The following is a 22,170-nucleotide window of genomic DNA, read 5'->3' on the forward strand; positions in this document are numbered from 1 at the left end:
AGTGATCACCCTTTCCCTCGCCGAGATCGCCGAAATCGTCGGCGGGCAGTCGCACGACATACCCGATCCGGCAGTAACCGTCAGCGGGCCGGTCGTCATCGACTCCCGGGAGGTGAAGCACGGCAGCCTGTTCGTCGCCTTCGCCGGCGAGCGGGTCGACGGCCACGACTATGCGCAGCGCGCCGTCGAGGCGGGCGCGGCAGCCGTGCTGGCCGCCCGCCCCGTCGGCGTTCCGGCGATCGTCGTCGACGACGTCGTGGCCGCTCTCGGGGCGCTCTCCCGCGCCGTCGTGGGCCGCCTCGGCACCACCGTCGTCGCGCTCACCGGCTCCGCGGGCAAGACCTCCACCAAGGACCTCATCGCCCAGCTCCTCGAACGCAAGGGGCCCACCGTCTACCCGGCGGGCAACCTCAACAACGAGATCGGCCTGCCGCTCACCGCGCTGCGCGCCACCGAGGACACCCGCCACCTCGTCCTCGAAATGGGTGCACGCTACATCGGCGACATCCGCTACCTCACCGGTCTCGTCCCGCCCCGCGTCGGCCTCGTCCTCAACGTCGGCACCGCCCACATCGGCGAGTTCGGCGGCCGCGAGCAGATCGCACAGGCCAAGGGCGAGATGGTCGAGTCGCTGCCCGAGGACGGCGTCGCCGTACTCAACGCCGACGACCCGCTCGTACGCGCCATGTCATCCCGCACGAAGGCCCGCGTGCTGCTCTTCGGTGAAGCCGCGGAAGCGGACGTACGGGGAGAGAAGGTCCGTCTCACCGACGACGGACGCCCCGCTTTCCAGCTCCACACACCCACCGGGTGCAGCGACGTGACCATGCGCCTGTACGGTGAGCACCACGTGTCGAACGCGCTCGCCGCGGCCGCCGTCGCCCATGAGTTGGGCCTGTCCGCAGACGAGATCGCCGAAGGGCTCTCCGAGGCGGGCACCCTCTCCCGCTGGCGCATGGAGGTCACCGAGCGTCCGGACGGCGTGACGTTCGTCAATGACGCCTACAACGCGAACCCCGAATCCATGAAAGCCGCGCTGCGCGCGCTGGCCGCCATGGGGAAGGGCCGGCGTACGTGGGCGGTGCTCGGCCAGATGGCCGAGCTCGGCGACGCCTCGCTCGCCGAGCACGACGCGGTCGGACGGCTCGCCGTCCGGCTCAACGTCAGCAAGCTCGTCGCGGTCGGGGGCAGAGAGGCCTCCTGGCTGCAACTGGGCGCATACAACGAGGGTTCGTGGGGTGAGGAGTCGGTGCACGTGTCCGACGCACAGGCCGCGGTCGACCTGTTGCGCAGTGAACTGCGCCCGGGAGACGTCGTGCTGGTGAAGGCGTCCCGGTCGGTCGGCCTGGAGCAGGTCGCCATGGCACTGCTGGGGAACGCGTCCGAGGGCGAGGTCTCCGGCCGATGAGGCAGATCCTCTTCGCGGGGGCCATCGGGCTCTTTCTGACCCTGGTCGGAACTCCGCTGCTGATCAAACTGCTGGCCCGCAAGGGATACGGGCAGTTCATCCGGGACGACGGCCCGCGTACCCACGGGTCCAAGAAGGGCACGCCCACCATGGGCGGTATTGCCTTCATCCTGGCGACGATCATCGCGTACATCGCGGCGAAGCTGATCACCGGCGAGGAGATGCGATTCTCCGGCGTGCTGGTGCTCTTCCTGATGGCGGGCATGGGCCTGGTCGGCTTCCTCGACGACTACATCAAGATCGTCAAGCAGCGTTCGCTGGGTCTGCGGGCCAAGGCGAAGATGGCGGGCCAGCTGATCGTGGGTATCGCCTTCGCGGTGCTCTCGCTCCAGTTCGCCGACGCCCGCGGCAACACCCCGGCCTCCACCAAGCTGTCGTTCGTCGCGGACTTCGGCTGGTCGATCGGCCCGGTGCTGTTCGTCGTCTGGGCGCTGTTCATGATCCTCGCCATGTCCAACGGCGTGAACCTGACGGACGGTCTGGACGGCCTGGCCACCGGTGCCTCCGTGATGGTCTTCGGCGCGTACACCTTCATCGGGCTGTGGCAGTTCCAGGAGTCCTGCGCCAACGCGGACACCCTGACCAACCCCAACGCCTGTTTCGAGGTACGCGATCCGCTCGACCTCGCGGTCGTCGCCTCCGCACTGATGGGCGCCTGCTTCGGCTTCCTGTGGTGGAACACGTCGCCCGCCAAGATCTTCATGGGCGACACCGGCTCGCTCGCCCTCGGCGGCGCGCTCGCCGGTCTGGCGATCTGCTCCCGCACCGAGTTCCTGATGGCGGTCCTCGGCGGCCTCTTCGTGATGATCACCATGTCCGTGGTCATCCAGGTCGGTTCCTTCAAGATGACCGGCAAGCGAGTCTTCCGAATGGCGCCGCTCCAGCACCACTTCGAACTCAAGGGGTGGTCCGAAGTCCTTGTCGTGGTCCGCTTCTGGATCATCCAGGGCATGTGCGTGATCGTCGGACTCGGACTCTTCTACGCGGGATGGGCAGCCGAGAAGTGAGCAACCAGGACTGGCAGGGCAAGCGCGTCACCGTCGCGGGACTCGGGGTCTCCGGAATCCCGGCGGCCAAGGTGCTGCACGGCCTCGGGGCCGTCGTCACGGTGGTCAACGACGGGGACGACGAGCGTTCCCGTGCGCAGGCCGCGGAGCTGGAGGCGCAGGGCATCACCGTGCGCCTCGGCGACGGGGCGACCCTGCCCGAGTCCACCGAGCTCATCGTCACCACCCCGGGCTGGAAGCCCGACAAGCCGCTCTTCACCGCAGCCGCCGAGGCGGGCGTCCCCATCTGGGGTGACGTCGAACTCGCCTGGCGGCTGCGGGGCCCCGGCGCGGCCCCCTGGCTCGCGGTCACCGGCACCAACGGCAAGACCACGACCGTACGGATGCTCGCCTCGATCCTGGAGGCGGCCGGGCTGCGCACCGCCGCCGTCGGCAACATCGGCGTCTCCCTCCTGGACGCGGTGCTCGGCGACGAGGAGTACGACGTACTCGCCGTCGAGCTGTCCAGCTACCAGCTGCACTGGGCGCCCTCGCTGCGCGCCCACTCCGCCGCCGTCCTCAACCTGGCGCCGGACCACCTCGACTGGCACGGCTCCATGGCGGCGTACGTCGCGGACAAGGGCCGGATCTACGAGGGCAACCGGGTCGCCTGCGTCTACAACGCGGCCGACCCGGCGACCGAGGACCTGGTCCGCGAGGCCGATGTCGAGGAGGGCTGCCGGGCCATCGGCTTCACCCTGAACACACCGGGCCCGTCCCAACTGGGCGTCGTCGACGGCATCCTCGCCGACCGCGCCTTCGTGGCGAACCGGCAGAAGCAGGCCCAGGAGCTCGCCGAGGTCGAGGACATCGACCCGCCCGCCCCGCACAACATCGCCAACGCCCTCGCGGCGGCGGCCCTGGCCCGCGCCTTCGGCGTCGAGCCCGCGGCCGTACGCGACGGACTGCGGGCCTTCCGCCCCGACCCGCACCGCATCGAGCACGTCGCGGACGTCGCCGGGGTCGCGTACGTCGACGACTCCAAGGCCACCAACACCCATGCCGCCGAGGCCTCCTTGGCGGCCTACGCCCCGATCGTCTGGATCGCCGGCGGCCTCGCGAAGGGCGCCACCTTCGACGAGCTGGTGACCGGGGCCGCCGGGCGGCTGCGGGGCGTCGTACTGATCGGCCGGGACCGGGAACTGATCCGCGAAGCCCTCACGCGACACGCCCCCGAGGTCCCGGTGGTCGACCTCGACCGGACCGACACTGGGGCGATGTCCGAGGCGGTCCGCGAGGCGGCACGGCTCGCCCGGCCGGGAGACACCGTACTGATGGCACCGGCCTGCGCCTCGATGGACATGTTCGTCAATTACAACAAGCGGGGCGAGGCGTTCGCGGACGCGGTCCGCGCGCTCGCCGCCGAGAGCGCCTGACGGGCCCGGCCCCCGCGCCGTACCGTCACGGCCGTCGGCCCTCGGCGGCGGCCCCGGGCACGAGCAGTGGAGGGGACAGCGACAATGCCGGCCGAAGAGAGCTCAGCCGGGCCCCGTGGGGGCCGCTCACGGGCCACCGCGGCGATCAGCCGGGCACTCACCCCACCACTGCTCGCGGGAGCGGCTGCGGGCGTCCCGGCGCCCCTCGGCCCCGCTCTCAGGGTCCGGTCGGCCACCGGCTCCCGGCGCCCCTCGGTGCCGCGCTCCAAGGGAGGCTCCACCGGCAGCCCCCGCGCTCCCCGCACTCGCCGAGGCGGCGTGCGGCGGATGTACGAGCAGGCACGCCGGGCCTGGGACCGCCCTCTGACCGCGTACTACCTGATCCTGGGCGCCGGCCTGCTGATCACCGTGCTCGGCCTGGTGATGGTCTACTCCGCCTCGATGATCAAGGCCCTGGAACTGGACAAGCCGGGCACCTACTTCTTCCGTAAACAGTTCCTCGCCGCCGTCATCGGCGCCGGACTGATGGCGCTCGCCGCCCGGATGCCCGCCAAACTCCACCGGGCGTTCGCCTATCCGCTGCTCATGGGGACCGTCTTCCTGATGGTGCTGGTCCAGGTGCCGGGGATAGGGATGTCGGTCAACGGCAACCGGAACTGGCTCTACCTGGGCGGCCCCTTCCAGCTCCAGCCCAGCGAATTCGGCAAGCTCGCCCTGGTCCTGTGGGGCGCGGACCTGCTCGCCCGCAAACAGGACAAGCGGCTGCTGACGCAGTGGAAGCACCTGCTCGTCCCGCTCGTCCCGGTGGCCTTCATGCTCCTCGGGCTGATCATGCTCGGCGGCGACATGGGAACTGCGATCATTCTCACCGCGATCCTGTTCGGACTGCTCTGGCTGGCCGGGGCACCCACCCGGCTCTTCGGCGGAGTGCTCGGCTTCGCCGCGCTGATCGCCTTCGTGCTGATCAAGACCAGTCCGAACCGGATGTCCAGGCTCGCCTGCATCGGCGCCAGCGAGCCCGGACCGGGGGACTCCTGCTGGCAGGCGGTGCACGGCATCTATGCTCTGGCGTCCGGCGGATGGTTCGGTTCCGGGCTCGGTGCAAGTGTGGAAAAATGGGGCCAACTACCTGAACCGCACACCGACTTCATCTTCGCCATCACCGGGGAGGAACTGGGGTTGGCGGGGACGCTGTCGGTACTCGCCCTCTTCGCGGCTCTAGGCTATGCGGGTATCCGCGTGGCCGGACGCACGGAGGACCCCTTCGTGAGGTACGCCGCGGGAGGTGTGACCACCTGGATCACGGTGCAGGCCGTGATCAACATCGGTGCGGTGCTCGGCCTGCTGCCGATCGCCGGTGTCCCGCTCCCGCTGTTCTCCTACGGAGGATCGGCCCTGCTGCCGACCATGTTCGCCGTCGGGCTGCTGATCGCGTTCGCGCGAGAGGATCCCGCAGCGAAGGCGGCCCTGGCCATGCGGAGGCCCGGGGTGAGATGGAAGACGATGAGACGGCGCGTCAAGAAGCGTCCGTCCGGAGAGCGGTGAATTTCGGTGCATGTCGTACTCGCCGGTGGGGGGACCGCCGGCCACATCGAGCCCGCGCTTGCCCTCGCGGACGCCCTGCGCAGGCAGGACCCGACCGTGGGAATCACTGCCCTCGGCACGGAGCGCGGACTCGAGACCAGGCTCGTACCCGAGCGGGGGTACGAACTCGCCCTCATCCCGGCCGTGCCGCTGCCGCGCAAACCCACCCCGGAACTGATCACCGTCCCGGGACGGCTGCGCGGCACCATCAAGGCCGCCGAGCAGATCCTGGAGCGCACCAAGGCGGACTGCGTCGTCGGCTTCGGCGGCTACGTCGCCCTGCCCGGCTACCTCGCCGCCAAGCGGGCCGGGGTGCCGATCGTCGTCCATGAGGCCAACGCCCGTCCCGGCCTGGCCAACAAGATCGGTTCGCGGTACGCCCACGGCGTCGCCGTCTCCACCCCCGACAGCAAGCTGCGTGGTGCCCGCTACATCGGCATCCCGCTGCGCCGCACCATCGCCACCCTGGACCGGGCCCGGGTCCGCCCCGAGGCACGTGCCGCCTTCGGCCTCGACCCCAACCTGCCGACGCTGCTGGTCTCCGGCGGCTCGCAGGGCGCCCGCCACCTCAACGAGGTGGTCCAGCGGGTCGCCCCGCTGCTGCAGCGCTCCGGGATCCAGATCCTGCACGTGGTCGGACCGAAGAACGAATTGCCGCGCGTCGACAACATGCCCGGGATGCCGCCCTACATCCCGGTACCGTACGTGGACCGGATGGATCTCGCGTACGCCGCGGCCGACATGATGCTCTGCCGTGCCGGTGCGATGACCGTCGCCGAACTCTCCGCCGTCGGGCTCCCCGCCGCCTACGTCCCGCTGCCCATCGGCAACGGCGAACAGCGGCTCAACGCCCAGCCGGTGGTCAACGCCGGCGGCGGACTGCTGGTGGACGACGCGGCGCTCACCCCCGAGTGGGTGCAGGGCAACGTCCTCCCGGTGCTCGCGGATCCGCACCGGCTGTACGAGATGTCCCGCGCTGCCGCCGAGTTCGGCCGCCGGGATGCCGACGACCTGCTCGTCGGCATGGTGTACGAGGCGATTGCCGCACGCCGAGGCGCGTGAGGCGGACGGGTCCGGGGGCGGCGCCCCCGGACCCGGCATAAGGAGCGAGCGTGGCCGGACCGACGACCGCCCGGCGCGGAGCACGGCAGCGGGAGGACTCCCCGGCCCGCTCGCCGCGCCCGCGCCCCGAAGGGCGCGGACTGCCCGGCCGCATGAGGCTGATCCTGATCGGCGTGCTCGTGCTGCTGCTCGCCGCCGGCGCCGTCTGGGCGCTCTACGGCTCCTCCTGGCTCCGGGCCGAAGAGGTCAGGACCACCGGTGTCGACGTACTGACACCGTCCGAGGTGGAGGCCGCCGCGGCGGTACCGATCGGGGCCCCGCTGATCTCCGTGGACACCGATGCCATCGCCGAGCGGTTGCGCCAGAAGTTGCCTCGTATCGATTCCGTGGATGTCGTACGGTCATGGCCGCACGGAATCGGACTTAAGGTGACGGAACGACAGCCGGTGCTGCTGGTCAAAAAGGGCGCAAAGTTCATTGAAGTGGACGCGAAAGGCGTGCGTTTCGCAACGGTGGACAAATGGCCTGGGCGCGTACCTCTGCTGGAACTGACACCTGATCAGTCCGCGAGTCTGCGCCGCTTCGGCAGTGCCCGACTGGTGCGGGAAGCGGTCCGGGTCGCGGGCGAACTCCCGGGCGACGTCGCCAAGGACGCCAAGGTCGTACGGGTCACCTCGTACGACTCGATCTCCCTGGAACTCACCCGGGGGCGCACGGTGATCTGGGGCAGTGGTGAAGGAGGTCCGGTGAAGGCGAGAGTTCTCACCGCTCTCATGAAATCCGCCCCCAAAGCGGGACACTTCGACGTGAGTGCACCCACCGCCCCTGCCGCGTCGGGCAGTTGACGCACATTTGGCCTGGCCAGCACCCTGGTTGGTCAGCGCTACGGGTGATCACATAGGGTGAAAAGAAAAACGGGAGGTTCGGCGTGTTCGTTGAACGTGCGCCACTTGTCGACTTAGTGTCCTGTTCGGAAGAGTCCATGAAGCAGACACACTGGTAACCCTAAACTTCAACGTTAGGGTTTGGGTCGGCGTTTCGGACCGTCCCAATCGGCATCCGTCGTCGCGGCGGGACTACCGCGAAGCGACGACACGTAACTCGAGGCGAGAGGCCTTCGACGTGGCAGCACCGCAGAACTACCTCGCAGTCATCAAGGTCATCGGTGTCGGCGGCGGTGGTGTCAATGCCATCAACCGAATGATCGAGGTCGGTCTCAAGGGCGTCGAGTTCATCGCGATCAACACTGATGCGCAAGCCCTGTTGATGAGCGACGCCGACGTCAAGCTCGACGTCGGCCGCGAACTCACCCGCGGCCTTGGCGCCGGCGCCAACCCGGCAGTCGGTCGCAAGGCGGCAGAGGACCACCGTGAGGAGATCGAGGAGGTCCTCAAGGGGGCCGACATGGTCTTCGTCACCGCCGGAGAGGGCGGCGGCACCGGCACCGGCGGCGCACCCGTCGTCGCCAACATCGCGCGCTCGCTCGGCGCCCTGACGATCGGCGTGGTCACCCGCCCGTTCACCTTCGAGGGCCGGCGACGCGCGAACCAGGCGGAGGACGGCATCGCCGAACTCCGCGAAGAGGTCGACACCCTCATCGTCATTCCCAACGACCGGCTGCTGTCCATCTCGGACCGCCAGGTCAGCGTGCTCGACGCGTTCAAGTCGGCCGACCAGGTACTGCTCTCGGGTGTCCAGGGCATCACCGACCTCATCACGACCCCGGGTCTGATCAACCTCGACTTCGCCGACGTCAAGTCGGTCATGTCCGAGGCCGGATCGGCACTCATGGGCATCGGCTCGGCCCGCGGCGACGACCGCGCGGTGGCCGCCGCGGAGATGGCGATCTCCTCGCCGCTCCTGGAGGCGTCCATCGACGGCGCCCGCGGTGTCCTGCTCTCCATCTCCGGCGGCAGCGACCTCGGTCTCTTCGAGATCAACGAGGCCGCCCAGCTGGTGAGCGAGGCGGCGCACCCCGAGGCGAACATCATCTTCGGGGCCGTCATCGACGACGCGCTGGGCGACGAGGTACGTGTCACGGTGATCGCCGCGGGCTTCGACGGCGGACAGCCGCCGGCCCGTCGCGAGAACGTCCTGGGCGCGAACTCCGCCAAGCGCGACGAGCCCGCCGCGCCGGTCCGGACCCCCGAGCCCGTGCGTCAGACCAGTGGGCTGGGCTCCGTGCCCACCCGCGAGGAGCCGCCGGTCCAGGCGGATCCCGTACCGGTGGTGAGCGAGAGCCACCTGCCGCCGGTCGCTTCGCCGCACGTCCCGCCGGCCCGTCCTTCCTACCAGGACTCCCAGGCCGAAGAGCTGGATGTCCCGGACTTCTTGAAGTGATAGCTCAGCTCCACGCACGGTCCTCGGCGGGCGGCGCCCACTTCTCCTTCACCGACAGGTGGGGCGGAGTGAGCGCCGCTCCGTACGAGGAGCTCAACCTCGGCGGCGCGGTCGGAGACGACCCCGCCGCCGTTCTGGCCAATCGCGAGCGCGCCGCCCGGGACCTCGGTCTGAACCCGGCGCGGGTCGTCTGGATGAACCAGGTGCACGGGCGGGACGTCGCGGTCGTCGACGGGCCGTGGGGAGACGCTTCGGAGATCCCCGCGGTGGACGCGGTGGTGACCGCGCGGCGCGGGCTCCCGCTCGCCGTGCTCACCGCCGACTGCACCCCCGTACTGCTCGCCGACCCGGTCGCCGGGATCGCGGCCGCGGCGCACGCGGGCCGTCCGGGTCTGCTTGCCGGGGTCGTCCCCGCCGTGGTCGAGGCCATGGTCGGGCTCGGTGCCGACACCTCCCGGATCGTCGCCCGCACCGGACCGGCGGTCTGCGGACGGTGCTACGAGGTCCCGGCCGACATGCGCGCCGAAGTCGCCCGGAGCGTCCCGGCCGCCTGGTCCGAGACCAGCTGGGGCACTCCGGCCGTGGACGTCACCGCCGGGGTCCATGCCCAGCTCGAAGCGCTCGGCGTCGAGGACCGGCAGGCCTCGTCGGTCTGCACCCTCGAATCGAGTGACCACTTCTCGTACCGCCGCGACCGCACCACCGGGCGGCTCGCCGGATATGTCTGGTTGGACTGATAGGGCATGACGGACCGTAAGGCTCAACTCGCCGAAAATCTGGCGCGGGTGGAGGAACGCATTGTTTCCGCCTGTGCCGCCGCCGGTCGCGAGCGGGAGGAAGTGACCCTCATCGTGGTCACCAAGACCTACCCCGCGAGCGATGTGCGGATTCTGCATGAACTGGGTGTGCGTCATGTCGCGGAGAATCGTGACCAGGACGCGGCTCCCAAGGCAGCCGAATGTGCGGATCTGTCGCTCACATGGCATTTCGTCGGTCAATTGCAGACGAATAAGGTTCGTTCTGTAGCGAGTTATGCCGATGTCGTGCAGTCGGTGGATCGAACCAGACTGGTCGCCGCCCTCTCGGCGGCCGCCGTGCGCGAGGGGCGCGAACTCGGCTGTCTCATCCAGGTCGCACTCGACGCCGAGAGCGGCGAGCGGGGCGACCGGGGCGGCGTCGCGCCGGACGGGATCGAGGAGTTGGCCGCCGCGGTGGATTCCGCGCCGGGGTTGCGGCTCGGTGGTCTGATGACCGTCGCACCGCTCGCCGGACCGTACGCGGGACGGCAACGGGCCGCCTTCGACCGGCTGATGGAATTCTCATCCCGCCTGCGCGGGAACCATCCGGCTGCGAACATGGTCTCGGCAGGGATGAGCGCGGACCTCGAGGACGCCGTCGCGGCCGGAGCGACACATGTGCGCGTCGGTACGGCGGTACTCGGAGTCCGACCCGGGCTCGGGTAACGTCGCCAAGCAGGTCGGACCACAGCAGAAAATATGGTCATTCCCGCCTATGGCGGGCAGGCCTCAGTGGATCGCGGGGCACTTGGTGACAGATGCCGATCCACCACAGAGCGGAGGACTCAGAGCATGGCCGGCGCGATGCGCAAGATGGCGGTCTACCTCGGCCTCGTGGAGGACGATGGGTACGACGGTCCGGGGTTCGACCCCGACGACGAATTCGAACCCGAGCCGGAGCCCGAGCGCGACCGGCGGCGGCACCAGTCCGCGCATCAGGTGGAGCGGGACCGGGAGCGGGACGAACCGGTACGAGTGGTGCAGCCTCCCGCGCAGCGGGAGCCGGTTCAGATCCCGGCGGAAAGAGAGCGACCCGCCCGAATCGCCCCCGTGGCATCCATCACACCTGAACGCCCGAACATGGAGAAGAACGCACCGGTGATCATGCCCAAGGTCGTGTCCGAGCGGGAGCCCTACCGCATCACCACACTGCACCCCAGGACCTACAACGAGGCCCGTACCATCGGGGAACACTTCCGTGAGGGCACTCCGGTGATCATGAATCTCACGGAGATGGACGATACGGACGCAAAGCGACTTGTCGACTTTGCTGCAGGACTCGTCTTCGGTCTCCATGGCAGCATTGAGCGCGTGACGCAGAAGGTGTTCCTGTTGTCGCCTGCTAACGTCGATGTCACGGCGGAGGACAAGGCCCGTATCGCTGAGGGCGGATTCTTCAACCAGAGCTGAGAACACGACACCGGGAACAACCCGGCCGCGAGGCCGGAGCTACGAGAGCCAGGGGAGAGGGAAGCGCGAAATGGGCGTCGCACTGCAGGTTGTCTATATCGCGCTGATGTGTTTCCTCATCGTGCTGATCTTCCGGCTGGTCATGGACTACGTCTTCCAGTTCGCGCGTTCATGGCAGCCCGGCAAGCCGATGGTGGTCATACTTGAGGCCACCTACACTGTCACCGATCCACCGCTCAAGCTTCTGCGGCGATTCATCCCGCCGCTGCGTCTCGGGGGCGTGGCACTCGACCTGTCCTTCTTCGTTCTGATGATCATCGTCTACATCCTGATCAGCATCGTGATCAGGCTGTGAGCGATACGGTCTTGCCGACTGCCGACGACTACGTAGAGGTGAAGAAGAGATGCCGCTGACTCCTGAGGACGTGCGGAACAAGCAGTTCACGACCGTCCGCCTCCGAGAAGGCTATGACGAGGACGAGGTCGATGCCTTCCTCGACGAGGTCGAGTCCGAGCTGACCCGCCTGCTCCGTGAGAACGAGGACCTGCGCGCGAAGCTGGCCGCTGCCACGCGTGCCGCCGCGCAGAACCAGCAGCAGGGCATGCGCAAGCCGGAGCCGCAGGACCGGCCCGGGGCACCTGTGCCCGCCGCCATATCGGGTCCGCCGGTCCAGCAGCAGCCCCCGCAGATGGGTCCGCCCCAGCTGCCCGGTGGTGCTCCGCAGCTGCCCGCCGGTCCCAGCGGTCACGGTCCTGGTCCCCAGGGCCCGCACGGCCCCGGTCCGCAGGGCCCGCACGGCCCCGGTCCGATGCAGGGCGGTCCCATGGGCGGCCCGATGGGCGGCCCCATGGGTGGTCACGCCCCGCAGCAGCAGATGCAGCAGATGCAGCAGCCGCCGCAGATGCAGCAGCCCGGTCAGGGCCCCGGTGGCGACAGCGCCGCCCGTGTCCTCTCGCTCGCGCAGCAGACCGCCGACCAGGCGATCGCGGAGGCACGTTCCGAGGCCAACAAGATCGTCGGCGAGGCGCGCAGCCGTGCCGAGGGCCTGGAGCGGGACGCACGCGCCAAGGCGGACGCCCTGGAGCGGGACGCGCAGGAGAAGCACCGGGTGGCGATGGGCTCGCTGGAGTCGGCCCGCGCGACGCTGGAGCGCAAGGTCGAGGACCTGCGTGGCTTCGAGCGCGAGTACCGGACCCGTCTGAAGTCCTACCTGGAGAGCCAGCTGCGTCAGCTGGAGACCCAGGCGGACGACTCGCTGGCCCCGCCGCGGACTCCCGCGACCGCTTCGCTGCCGCCGTCGCCCTCGCTGGCCCCGGCCGGTGCGGGTGCCATGGGTCACGCCATGGGCGGCAACCACGGTAACCAGCAGATGGGCGGCAACCCGTCCATGGGCGGTGGTCCCTCGTACGGCGGCCAGCAGCAGATGTCGCCGGCGATGACCCAGCCGATGGCGCCGGTGCGGCCGCAGGCGCCGCAGCCGATGCAGCAGGCTCCTTCGCCGATGCGTGGGTTCCTGATCGACGAGGACGACAACTGAGCCGGGTGCGCGCGTTGAGCGCGTAGCCGTCGGCAGGCTGAGGGCCGGGCCCCGGGGATTCCCCGGGGCCCGGCCCTTTTGTCGTGCGTGGTGGGTGGGGGCGGGCGCCGGTGCGGGGGCGTGGGCCTTGAGCTGTGGGCAGTGGGCGGGGGTGGGGGCCGCTGCGCGGGGCCGTTCCCCTACCCGCCCCTTCCCGAACCTGGGGCTCTGCCCCAGACCCCGCTCCTCAATCGCCGGAGGGGCTGAATAGCGGAGCCGGGAGGCTGGGGAGCAGTGAGAAGGGCCCGGCCGGACTGGTGTCCGGCCGGGCCCCTCTTCCTGTTGTGGGTTACTGCTCCGTCTTGCGGAGGCGGAACGTCAGGGACAGGCCCTCGTCCTCGAACGGGGCGCCGTACGCCGGGTCCGCCTCGCCCTGGGCGTAGTCCAGTGCCAGGACCTCGTCCGCGATCAGGGCCGCGTGCTCGGTCAGGGCTTCCACCGTGGCGGGGGAGGACGACGTCCAGCGGACGGCGATGCGGTCGGCGACGTCCAGGCCGCTGTTCTTGCGGGCCTCCTGGATGAGGCGGATCGCGTCACGGGCGAGGCCCGCGCGCCGGAGCTCCGGGGTGATCTCCAGGTCCAGGGCGACCGTCGCGCCCGAGTCGGACGCGACGGACCAACCCTCGCGCGGGGTCTCGGTGATGATCACCTCGTCGGGGGAGAGGGTGACCGTCTCGCCGTCCACCTCGACCGACGCCGTGCCCTCGCGCAGGGCCAGCGAGAGGGCCGCCGCATCGGCGTTCGCGACCGCCTTGGCCACCGCCTGGACGCCCTTGCCGAACCGCTTGCCGAGCGCCCGGAAGTTCGCCTTCGCGGTCGTGTCGACCAGCGAACCGCCGACCTCGGACAGCGAGGCCAGCGAGGAGACGTTCAGCTCCTCCGTGATCTGGGCGTGCAGTTCGGGGGAGAGCGCCTCGAAGCCCGCCGCCGCGACCAGGGCCCGGGAGAGCGGCTGGCGGGTCTTCACACCGGACTCGGCGCGGGTGGCCCGGCCCAGCTCGACCAGGCGGCGCACGAGCGCCATCCGGGTGGAGAGCGCCGGGTCGATCGCCGCCGGGTCCGCCTTCGGCCAGGTGGAGAGGTGGACCGATTCGGGGGCGTCCGGCGTGACCGGGACGACCAGGTCCTGCCAGACCCGTTCCGTGATGAACGGGGTGAGCGGGGCCATCAGCCGGGTCACCGTCTCGACGACCTCGTGCAGGGTGCGCAGCGCCGCCTTGTCGCCCTGCCAGAAGCGGCGGCGCGAGCGGCGTACGTACCAGTTGGACAGGTCGTCGACGAAGGCGGACAGCAGCTTGCCGGCGCGCTGGGTGTCGTAACCATTCAGGGCCTGCGTGACCTGGTCCACCAGCGCGTTCAGCTCGCTCAGCAGCCAGCGGTCCAGGACCGTGCGGTCCGCCGGGGCCGGGTCGGCCTCGGAAGGGGCCCAGCTGGACGTACGGGCGTACAGGGCCTGGAAGGCGACCGTGTTCCAGTACGTGAGGAGGGTCTTGCGGACGACCTCCTGGATCGTGTTGTGGCCGACGCGGCGCGCCGCCCACGGCGAGCCGCCCGCCGCCATGAACCAGCGCACCGCGTCCGCGCCGTGCTGGTCCATGAGGGGGATGGGCTGAAGGATGTTGCCCAGGTGCTTGGACATCTTGCGGCCGTCCTCGGCGAGGATGTGGCCCAGGCAGACCACGTTCTCGTAGGACGACTTGTCGAAGACCAGGGTGCCGATCGCCATCAGCGTGTAGAACCAGCCGCGGGTCTGGTCGATGGCCTCCGAGATGAACTGCGCCGGGTAACGGCTCTCGAAGAGTTCCTTGTTCTTGTACGGGTAGCCCCACTGCGCGAACGGCATCGAACCCGAGTCGTACCAGGCGTCGATGACCTCGGGGACGCGGTACGCCTCCAGCTGGCAGTTCTCGTGCGAGCAGGTGAACGTGATCTCGTCGATGAACGGGCGGTGCGGGTCGAGGCCCGAGAGGTCGGTGCCGGTGAGCTCGCTCAGCTCCGCGCGCGAGCCGACGCAGGTGAGGTGGCTGTCCTCGCAGCGCCAGATCGGCAGCGGGGTGCCCCAGTAGCGGTTGCGGGACAGCGCCCAGTCGACGTTGTTGTTCAGCCAGTCACCGAAGCGGCCGTTCTTGACCGAGTCCGGGAACCAGTTGGTCTTCTCGTTCTCCTGGAGGAGCCGGTCCTTGATGGCGGTCGTGCGGATGTACCAGGACGGCTGCGCGTAGTAGAGCAGCGCGGTGTGGCAGCGCCAGCAGTGCGGGTAGCTGTGCTCGTACGGGACGTGCCGGAAGAGCCTGCCGCGGGCGGCCAGGTCCTCGGTGAGCGCCTCGTCGGCCTTCTTGAAGAAGACACCGCCGACCAGCGGCAGGTCCTCCTCGAAGCTGCCGTCGGGGCGGACCGGGTTCACGACCGGCAGCCCGTACGCCTTGCAGACCAGGAGGTCGTCGGCGCCGAAGGCGGGGGACTGGTGGACCAGACCCGTACCGTCCTCGGTCGTCACGTACTCGGCGTTGACGACGTAGTGCGCCTCGGCGGGGAAGTCCACCAGGGTGAAGGGGCGCTCGTAGGTCCAGCGCTCCATCTCGCGGCCGGTGAAGGTCTCGCCGGTGGTCTCCCAGCCCTCGCCCAGCGCCTTCTCGACGAGCGGCTGTGCGACGACGAGCTTCTCCTCGCCATCGGTCGCGACGACGTAGGTGACGTCGGGGTGCGCGGCCACGGCGGTGTTGGAGACCAGGGTCCAGGGGGTGGTCGTCCAGATGAGGAGGGACGCCTCGCCGGCCAGCGGGCCGGACGTGAGGGGGAAGCGGACGAAGACCGACGGGTCGACGACCGTCTCGTAACCCTGTGCCAGCTCGTGGTCGGAGAGACCCGTGCCGCAGCGGGGGCACCAGGGGGCGACGCGGTGGTCCTGGACCAGGAGGTCCTTGTTGAAGATCTCCTTCAGTGACCACCACACCGACTCGACGTACTCGGGGTCCATCGTGCGGTACGCGTCGTCGAGGTCGACCCAGTAGCCCATGCGGGTCGTGAGCTCGGTGAACGCGTCCGTGTGGCGGGTCACGGACTCACGGCACTTGGCGTTGAACTCGGCGATGCCGTACGCCTCGATGTCCTTCTTGCCGTTGAAGCCCAGCTCCTTCTCGACCGCGAGCTCGACCGGCAGTCCGTGGCAGTCCCAGCCGGCCTTGCGGCCGACGTGGTAGCCCTGCATGGTCCGGAAGCGGGGGAAGACGTCCTTGAAGACGCGGGCCTCGATGTGGTGGGCGCCGGGCATGCCGTTGGCGGTGGGCGGGCCCTCGTAGAAGACCCACTCGGGGCGGCCCTCGGACTGTTCGAGGCTCTTGGCGAAGACCTTGCTGTCGCGCCAGAAATCGAGCACGGCGTGCTCCAGCGCGGGCAGGTCGACCTGGGCGGGTACCTGGCGGTACTGCGGCGATGTCATGGGCGGACTTCCTCCGGCGGACGTTTTCCACTTCCGTCGGAGGGACGAGGGCCTCATCGGCTCCCGCGGTACCACCCTCCTTGGCCCCGGGCGTGCGCCCGTGACCCCCTCATTGGGGTCGCGATGCCGGTTCTACTTGCCTTGCGGCGTTCTTCCGACGGCTCCGGGTGATCTTCACGACGCGCTCGCCCCCGGGCTTCCACCGTCCCCGGGTCGCTCCTGGCTGCGTACGACGCTACTCGTCCCATCCACGCCTCTCGCTGGGCCCAGTGTACGGGCCCGTACGGGCGACGGCCGACCGGTTTAACCCGAGGGGCGGGGCGTGACCCGAATGGGCAGACGGAGGAGTACGGAGTCCGGGCGGGGTGCCGGGAGGCGGATTACCCGGCGGTGAGCTGGGCACAACGGATGCAGGCAGGTCGGTATCCGGACGCAGGGAGGGGCGATTCGGCGGCGTGCCCCGTTGCCGCGGCGCTGGGGTCGATTTATCGTCCCAGCACGATTCGCGTGCAAGATCACAATATGTGAAGGGGCCGCGGCCATGGTGGCGAAGAAGACCGCCGCGAAGAAGACGGCGTCGGCCGGATCCACGGGCGCGGCGGCCGCGGAGACGGGCGGTGACGCAGGCATGGAGACTGTCCTGGAGGCCGAGGCCGAGGCCGAGGCCGGTGCGACGGAGGCCGCCGTGGAGAAGGTCGCGGTGAAGGTCGCGGTGAAGAAGACGGCGGCGAAGAAATCCGCGGCCGGGAAGACAGCGGCCGGAATGAAGGCGGCGTCCGCCGAGCACGAGGATGCCGAGCACGAGGATGCCGGGCCCGCGGAGCCGCCCAAGAAGGCACCTGCGAAGAAGAGCGCGGCCAAGAAGGCTTCGAAGAGGGCCGCGTCCGCGGCCAAGGGGGCGGCCGAGGCCGCCGGGAAGACGGGAGCCCACACGGTGGTAGCCAAGAAGAGCGCGGCCCGGACCCGCACGGCCGGCACGGGCGCGGCGCCCGTGCCCCCGGCGGGTGGGGTCGTCACGACAGCCCCCGGCGAGCTGGCGGTCCGGCCGGGCGAGGACCCCTGGACCTCGGAGGAGGTCGCCGAGGCGCGGGCCGTGCTGAGCAGCGAGACCATGCGGCTGCGCAGTGAGCTGGAGGCCGCGAGTGCCGCGCTCGCCGGACTGATGCGTGACTCCGGTGACGGCGCGGGTGACGACGAGGCGGACACCGGCACCAAGAACATCACCCGCGAGCACGAGATGTCGCTCGCCGCCAACGCCCAGGAGATGCTGGAGCAGACCGAGCGGGCCCTGGCCCGGCTCGACGCCGGGACGTACGGACTGTGCGAGATCTGCGGCAATCCGATCGGCAAGGCGCGGATGCAGGCGTTCCCGCGCGCCACGCTCTGTGTCGAGGACAAACAGAAGCAGGAGCGACGCGGTTGATCCCCGGCGGTGTGTCGTACCCTCGTCCTCAGTCAGGAACCTAGGTTGAGGGATTCACGTGGCAGAGGCGGAGCGCATCATCGGTACGCCGGACATCCCCGATGCTGAGGGGACCGAAGGGGGCGAGGCTGCGGACCGGGGCGGGGAGACCGCCCCGAGCAGGGGCAAGCGGAGGATCATGGTGCTCTTCGCCGTGGCCGTGTTCGCCTACCTCATCGACCTGATCAGCAAGATGCTCGTGGTCGCGAAGCTGGAGCACCACGAGCCGGTCGAGCTCATCGGTGACTGGCTGCAGCTCAGCGCGATCCGCAACGCCGGTGCCGCGTTCGGTATCGGTGAGGCGTACACCATCATCTTCACGTTCATCGCGGCGACCGTCATCGTCGTGATCGCCCGGCTCGCGCGCAAGCTCTACAGCCTGCCGTGGGCCATCGCGCTCGGCCTGCTGCTCGGCGGTGCGCTCGGCAATCTCACCGACCGCATCTTCCGCGCCCCGGGCACCTTCCAGGGCGCAGTGGTGGACTTCATCGCGCCGGCGCACTTCGCCGTCTTCAACCTCGCCGACTCCGCGATCGTCTGCGGCGGCATCCTGATCGTGATCCTTTCCTTCAAGGGCCTGGACCCCGACGGCACCGTGCACAAGGACTAGTGGCCGCAAGGCATACTCGACAGGTGAGTACGTATCCCGAGGTCCGCACCCTGCCCGTACCCGACGGTCTGGAGGGCGAGCGTGTCGACGCCGCCATTTCCCGGATGTTCGGTTTCTCCCGCACCAAGGCCGCCGAGCTGGCAGCTGCCGGGAAGGTGCAGGTGGACGGCTCGGTGGTCGGGAAGTCCGAGCGGGTCCGGGGCGGTGCCTGGCTGGAAGTGGAGATGCCGCAGGCGCCCGCTCCGGTGCAGATCGTCGCCGAGCCCGTCGAGGGCATGGAGATCGTGCACGACGACGACGACATCGTCGTGATCGTGAAGCCGGTCGGGGTCGCTGCCCACCCGAGCCCCGGCTGGACCGGCACGACCGTCATCGGGGGCCTCGCCGCCGCCGGGTACCGGATCTCGACGTCCGGTGCCGCCGAGCGCCAGGGCATCGTCCACCGTCTCGACGTCGGCACCTCCGGCCTGATGGTCGTCGCCAAGTCCGAGCGGGCCTACACCCTGCTGAAGGCGCAGTTCCGCGACCGGGTCGTCGAGAAGAAGTACCACGCGCTGGTGCAGGGCCACCCGGACCCGATGAGCGGCACCATCGACGCCCCCATCGGGCGCCACCCCAACCACGACTACAAGTGGGCCGTCACGGCCGAGGGCAAGCCCTCCGTGACGCATTACGACCTCATCGAGGCCTACCGCTCCGCCAGCCTCCTGGACATCAAGCTGGAGACGGGCCGCACGCACCAGATCCGGGTGCACATGTCCGCCCACCGCCACCCCTGCGTCGGTGACCTCACCTACGGCGCCGACCCGACGATGGCCAAGCGCCTCGGCCTGACCCGGCAGTGGCTGCACGCCGTCCGGCTCGGCTTCGAGCACCCGTCCGACGGCAGCTGGGTGGAGTTCACCAGCAGCTACCCGGACGATCTCCAGCAGGCCCTGGACAAGATCGCGGCGGAGAGCGAATGACCGGGACGCCCGCCCCGTACACCACGCGCACCGTCGTCGACGAGCAGGACCTCGCGGCCTGCTTCCTGGTCCGCAAGGACGTCTTCGTCGGCGAGCAGGACGTACCCGAGGAGATCGAGTACGACGCCTACGACGCGGACGCCCTGCATGTCGTCGCCGTCGCGGCGGACGGTTCGGCGCTGGGCACCGGGCGGCTGCTGCACGGCCCGGCCGCCGCCGCGAAGACGGGCGGCGACCCGGCCGTCGGTTCGCTCGGCAGGCTCGCGGTGACCAAGGAAGCACGCGGCCTCGGCATCGGCGCGGCGCTGGTCCGGGCCATCGAGGACGCGGCCCGTGAGCTCGGTCTGGCCGCCGTCGACCTGCACGCCCAGACCCATGCGCTGGGCTTCTACGAGCGCCTCGGCTATGTGGCGTATGGCCCCGAGTTCCCGGACGCGGGCATCTCCCACCGGGCGATGCGCCGCACCCTGCGGGACTGAGGGACCCCGGCCCGGCGGTTCAGCCGGGCAGGCCCCAGCGGGTCCACGTACCGTTCGACGGCACATCGCGCGGGGCCGTCCGCGGACGGCTCGAACCCTGCGGGGTGACCACCGCCATGGAGCCGCGCGGCAGGGCGACCGTGATCCGGCCCGGTGAAGTCTCCCGCCAGTGCAGCGGGCGCCCGTGCGCGTCCCGTACCTCGATCCGGCCCTTGATCGAGTGGTCCAGGGTCAGCGGTGCGCCCGCCTCGCTGCGCACCCGTACCCAGCGCGTGGCACCGCCCGAGCGATCCGCGTCCACCAGGAAGGCGCCCTGGGTGCGCAGTGACGCGATCGACGCGTCCGGCCAGCGGTCCGAGACGGACGGGAAGACCTTCACCACTCCCTCGTGGCCCTGCACCACCATGTCGAGCATCGACTGGGCGGCGGACAGCGGGCTCTCCAGGGCGAGGTTCTTGCCCTCCCGGTACATCGTGTTGACCGTCATCCGGCAGTCCGCGACCACGTTGAGGTCGGTGAAGAAGGTCAGGAAGTCGAGGGCCTTCTCCGGCTCGCCCATCACCGCGTACATGGACGAGGCGGTGGCGTAGCTGTAGCCGTGCCACAGCTGCTGCATGGAGACCCAGTGGTCCATGGAGCGCCGCATCACCTCGCGGTCCCCGGGCCGGTCCCAGTTCCGTTCGCGCAGCGGGTACAGCCACAGCAGGTGCGAGTGGTGCCGGTGCGAGTCGGCGAGCGGGACGTCCTTGCCGATCATGACGCCGGCCGCCGGGTCCTCGGCGTACGGGGTGAGGCGCCGTTCGATGTCCTGCCAGCGCCGCAGCCGCGGATCGTCGTTCCGCAGCAGCTCCGCCGACGCGATCAGGGTGCGCACGCCCCAGCGGATCAGCGAGAGGTCGTAGGTGCAGTCCACGGCGTTGGCGTACTCGGGGGAGCGGGTCTCCGGCAGGTGCAGACGGCCGTCCGGGCCCTCGTGCAGGAAGTGCGCGTAGAAGTTGATGGCCTTCGCGAGGATCGGGTACACCACGTCGCGCAGGACCGACAGGTCCATCGAGTGCCGGTAGGACTGCCAGACGTTGTGCAGCGCCCAGGTGAGATTGCCGAAGTTGTCGGAGACATGGGCCGAGCCGGGGGCACCGACGTCGTAGGTGTCGCCCGCGCGCAGCTGCCAGTCGGAGGGGTGGCCCAGCGCGTAGCTCTCGCCGTCGCGGTAGTCGGCCGGGACCGAGGCCGGGAGGTTGTGCTCGAAGCGGCGGAAGGCGCCCGTCACCGAGTCGAGTTCGGGGTGGTTGGAGCCGTGGACGGGGGCCATGCCGATCTGGACGTTGAGGTTCCACCAGACCGCGGTCCAGTTGTTGCCCACCTCGGGGAACCACGGGCCCCATTCGGAGATCGTCGGGCCGTCGGCCCTGGTCGACGCGGCGAGCTTGTAGAGCTGGATGAGATAGAAGCTCTGCAGCCGCTTGTCCGGTACGGAGAGGAAGCTGCGCCGGTAGTACGCGTGCCACCAGCGGCGGTGCCGGTCCACCAGCCGGTCCGGGTCGGCCGCCAGGGTGCGGCCCACGGCCCGCAGCGCGTCGGCCGTCGCCCCGGACACCTGGCCGGGGAAGCGGTACACGAGGTGCGCGGCGAGCAGCCGACCAGTGCCCTCGCGCCGCTCGCGCCAGGCGGTGGTCCAGCCGCCGCCCGCGAGCAGCGGCTGCTCGACGAAGCCGTCGCCGGTCCGGGGGGCCGGATTGGCCGTGTAGTCCTCGGGTCTGCCGCTGGTGCGGGTGGTGGCGGCCCGCAGCCACTGGAAGGACCAGGCCGCGGACTCCTCGCCGGGGCTGGGGCGGGTGGAGACCAGCAGTGCGCCGGTGTCGTTCTGGACGAGGGCGGAGAAGGCCAGGGAGCCGCGGGTCGTGGTGACGGTGCCGCGCAGCTCGGCGTCGTACAGGTCCAGGGTCCAGTCGACGGCGGTGATCTCCCCGGCGAGGGTCAGGGTGAAGTACCCGATCGGGAGGCGGGAGAAGCCGATGCCGCCGCGCCACTGGCCGCGCTGGTCCTGCACCTGGCTGTGACTGATCATCAGCTTCAGCGTGTCGGCGGTCTCTCCGGCGTACAGCTGGGCACCGAGACGGCCGTTGGCGAGGAACGGGGCCTGCTGCCAGTCGGCGGGGAGCGTGCGCCAGGTCATGGCGGCGTCGCGGACGGTCTTCTCGTGGATGTCGATGTCCGGGTGCCCCGTCGGTACGGGGCCGACCGCCGCCCATGAGGTACGGGAGCCGGCCAGCCAGAGTGCGGATGTTCCGGCAGCGGCGGTGGAGACGAAATGCCTTCGGGAGAACGCGGTCACGTGGTCTCTCCTGACGGTCATGTATGTGGTGACAGTTCCTGTCCCTGAATCGCGCACGCCGCATACTGCCCGCCCCGAGGAGGCAGCGGAAGGGGGTCGACGGTATAGACATCGGAGGAATGCAGGTCGAGGAGGCGAGAATGAGGGGGTGTTGTCTGGATTGCGGGCCTTGCGTGGCAGGCTTTGACCCCAGATCCGCCGATCACGGAGATCGGCGCCC

At 70.0% G+C, this 22,170-nt stretch carries 18 protein-coding genes; 16 read left to right on the forward strand and 2 right to left on the reverse strand.

Going from position 1 to position 22,170, the window contains the following annotated elements:
* Position 1: 1 nt before the first annotated feature.
* From murF to OG611_RS16705, 12 genes are all read left to right on the forward strand, one after another.
* Positions 2-1,408 carry a UDP-N-acetylmuramoyl-tripeptide--D-alanyl-D-alanine ligase gene (gene murF, locus OG611_RS16650; protein ID WP_266420456.1) on the forward strand — a complete coding sequence of 469 codons (1,407 nt, stop codon included), beginning with the start codon at positions 2-4 and terminating at the stop codon, positions 1,406-1,408.
* A complete protein-coding gene (gene mraY, locus OG611_RS16655; protein WP_266420459.1) occupies positions 1,405-2,475 on the forward strand; it encodes a phospho-N-acetylmuramoyl-pentapeptide-transferase in 1,071 nt (356 codons plus the stop codon). Before murF ends, mraY begins: the two co-directional genes overlap by 4 nt.
* On the forward strand, positions 2,457-3,890 hold the full coding sequence (murD, locus tag OG611_RS16660) for a UDP-N-acetylmuramoyl-L-alanine--D-glutamate ligase (protein WP_266420462.1): 1,434 nt from the start codon (positions 2,457-2,459) through the stop codon (positions 3,888-3,890). The genes mraY and murD overlap by 19 nt, the downstream gene beginning before the upstream one ends.
* An 84-nt stretch (positions 3,891-3,974) precedes the next feature.
* Positions 3,975-5,435: a putative lipid II flippase FtsW gene (gene ftsW / locus OG611_RS16665; RefSeq protein WP_266420465.1), complete on the forward strand. Its 1,461-nt coding sequence runs from the start codon at positions 3,975-3,977 to the stop codon at positions 5,433-5,435.
* Positions 5,436-5,441: 6 nt separating this feature from the next.
* Positions 5,442-6,536 carry an undecaprenyldiphospho-muramoylpentapeptide beta-N-acetylglucosaminyltransferase gene (murG, locus tag OG611_RS16670; RefSeq protein ID WP_124718176.1) on the forward strand — a complete coding sequence of 365 codons (1,095 nt, stop codon included), beginning with the start codon at positions 5,442-5,444 and terminating at the stop codon, positions 6,534-6,536.
* Between the two features lie 50 nt (positions 6,537-6,586).
* A complete protein-coding gene (locus OG611_RS16675; RefSeq protein WP_266420469.1) occupies positions 6,587-7,381 on the forward strand; it encodes a cell division protein FtsQ/DivIB in 795 nt (264 codons plus the stop codon).
* A gap of 277 nt (positions 7,382-7,658) precedes the next feature.
* Positions 7,659-8,876, forward strand: a complete 1,218-nt coding sequence (ftsZ, locus tag OG611_RS16680; RefSeq protein WP_266420472.1) for a cell division protein FtsZ — start codon at positions 7,659-7,661, stop codon at positions 8,874-8,876.
* On the forward strand, positions 8,873-9,613 hold the full coding sequence (gene pgeF, locus OG611_RS16685; protein ID WP_266420474.1) for a peptidoglycan editing factor PgeF: 741 nt from the start codon (positions 8,873-8,875) through the stop codon (positions 9,611-9,613). The genes ftsZ and pgeF overlap by 4 nt, the downstream gene beginning before the upstream one ends.
* A 6-nt stretch (positions 9,614-9,619) precedes the next feature.
* On the forward strand, positions 9,620-10,339 hold the full coding sequence (locus OG611_RS16690; protein WP_266420476.1) for a YggS family pyridoxal phosphate-dependent enzyme: 720 nt from the start codon (positions 9,620-9,622) through the stop codon (positions 10,337-10,339).
* A gap of 126 nt (positions 10,340-10,465) precedes the next feature.
* Positions 10,466-11,083 carry a cell division protein SepF gene (locus OG611_RS16695; protein ID WP_266420478.1) on the forward strand — a complete coding sequence of 206 codons (618 nt, stop codon included), beginning with the start codon at positions 10,466-10,468 and terminating at the stop codon, positions 11,081-11,083.
* Between the two features lie 70 nt (positions 11,084-11,153).
* Positions 11,154-11,438, forward strand: coding sequence for a YggT family protein (locus OG611_RS16700; protein ID WP_072483208.1), 285 nt, complete (start codon positions 11,154-11,156; stop codon positions 11,436-11,438).
* Positions 11,439-11,487: 49 nt separating this feature from the next.
* The gene (locus tag OG611_RS16705; protein ID WP_266420482.1) at positions 11,488-12,621 is read left to right on the forward strand and encodes a DivIVA domain-containing protein; all 1,134 of its coding nucleotides are present in this window, start codon (positions 11,488-11,490) and stop codon (positions 12,619-12,621) included.
* 328 nt (positions 12,622-12,949) lie between these two features.
* Here the strand turns inward: OG611_RS16705 and ileS are convergent, their stop codons facing one another.
* Complete coding sequence (gene ileS, locus OG611_RS16710; protein WP_266420485.1) at positions 12,950-16,099, reverse strand: isoleucine--tRNA ligase; 3,150 nt, start codon at positions 16,097-16,099, stop codon at positions 12,950-12,952.
* A 541-nt stretch (positions 16,100-16,640) separates the two neighbouring features.
* Here ileS and OG611_RS16715 point away from each other — a divergent pair.
* From OG611_RS16715 to OG611_RS16730, 4 genes are read left to right on the forward strand one after another with little or no spacing between them, the layout of a single operon-like run.
* The gene (locus tag OG611_RS16715) at positions 16,641-17,522 is read left to right on the forward strand and encodes a TraR/DksA C4-type zinc finger protein (protein ID WP_266420487.1); all 882 of its coding nucleotides are present in this window, start codon (positions 16,641-16,643) and stop codon (positions 17,520-17,522) included.
* A 58-nt stretch (positions 17,523-17,580) separates the two neighbouring features.
* Positions 17,581-18,171 (forward strand): signal peptidase II, encoded by a 591-nt coding sequence (lspA, locus tag OG611_RS16720; RefSeq protein WP_266420490.1) that lies wholly within the window; start codon positions 17,581-17,583, stop codon positions 18,169-18,171.
* Positions 18,172-18,194: 23 nt separating this feature from the next.
* Positions 18,195-19,136, forward strand: a complete 942-nt coding sequence (locus tag OG611_RS16725) for an RluA family pseudouridine synthase (protein ID WP_266420493.1) — start codon at positions 18,195-18,197, stop codon at positions 19,134-19,136.
* A complete protein-coding gene (locus OG611_RS16730) occupies positions 19,133-19,615 on the forward strand; it encodes a GNAT family N-acetyltransferase (RefSeq protein WP_266420496.1) in 483 nt (160 codons plus the stop codon). The genes OG611_RS16725 and OG611_RS16730 overlap by 4 nt, the downstream gene beginning before the upstream one ends.
* 19 nt (positions 19,616-19,634) lie before the next feature.
* Here the strand turns inward: OG611_RS16730 and OG611_RS16735 are convergent, their stop codons facing one another.
* Entirely contained in the window at positions 19,635-21,950 is a 2,316-nt protein-coding gene (locus OG611_RS16735; RefSeq protein ID WP_323180203.1) for a hypothetical protein, read from the reverse strand.
* Positions 21,951-22,170: the final 220 nt, after the last annotated feature.

The sequence above is a fragment of the Streptomyces sp. NBC_01363 genome (genome assembly GCF_026340595.1).
Classification (GTDB): Bacteria; Actinomycetota; Actinomycetes; order Streptomycetales; family Streptomycetaceae; genus Streptomyces.

Excerpts from the sequence above, each read along its gene's own strand:
- OG611_RS16715 (WP_266420487.1), top strand. The coding sequence starts at position 16,641 with ATGGTGGCGAAGAAGACCGCCGCGAAGAAGACGGCGTCGGCCGGATCC.
- OG611_RS16690 (WP_266420476.1), top strand. The coding sequence starts at position 9,620 with ATGACGGACCGTAAGGCTCAACTCGCCGAAAATCTGGCGCGGGTGGAG.
- ftsW (WP_266420465.1), top strand. The coding sequence starts at position 3,975 with ATGCCGGCCGAAGAGAGCTCAGCCGGGCCCCGTGGGGGCCGCTCACGG.
- OG611_RS16695 (WP_266420478.1), top strand. The coding sequence starts at position 10,466 with ATGGCCGGCGCGATGCGCAAGATGGCGGTCTACCTCGGCCTCGTGGAG.
- OG611_RS16730 (WP_266420496.1), top strand. The coding sequence starts at position 19,133 with ATGACCGGGACGCCCGCCCCGTACACCACGCGCACCGTCGTCGACGAG.
- OG611_RS16700 (WP_072483208.1), top strand. The coding sequence starts at position 11,154 with ATGGGCGTCGCACTGCAGGTTGTCTATATCGCGCTGATGTGTTTCCTC.
- mraY (WP_266420459.1), top strand. The coding sequence starts at position 1,405 with ATGAGGCAGATCCTCTTCGCGGGGGCCATCGGGCTCTTTCTGACCCTG.
- ileS (WP_266420485.1), bottom strand. The coding sequence starts at position 16,099 with ATGACATCGCCGCAGTACCGCCAGGTACCCGCCCAGGTCGACCTGCCC.
- OG611_RS16705 (WP_266420482.1), top strand. The coding sequence starts at position 11,488 with ATGCCGCTGACTCCTGAGGACGTGCGGAACAAGCAGTTCACGACCGTC.
- murD (WP_266420462.1), top strand. The coding sequence starts at position 2,457 with ATGGGCAGCCGAGAAGTGAGCAACCAGGACTGGCAGGGCAAGCGCGTC.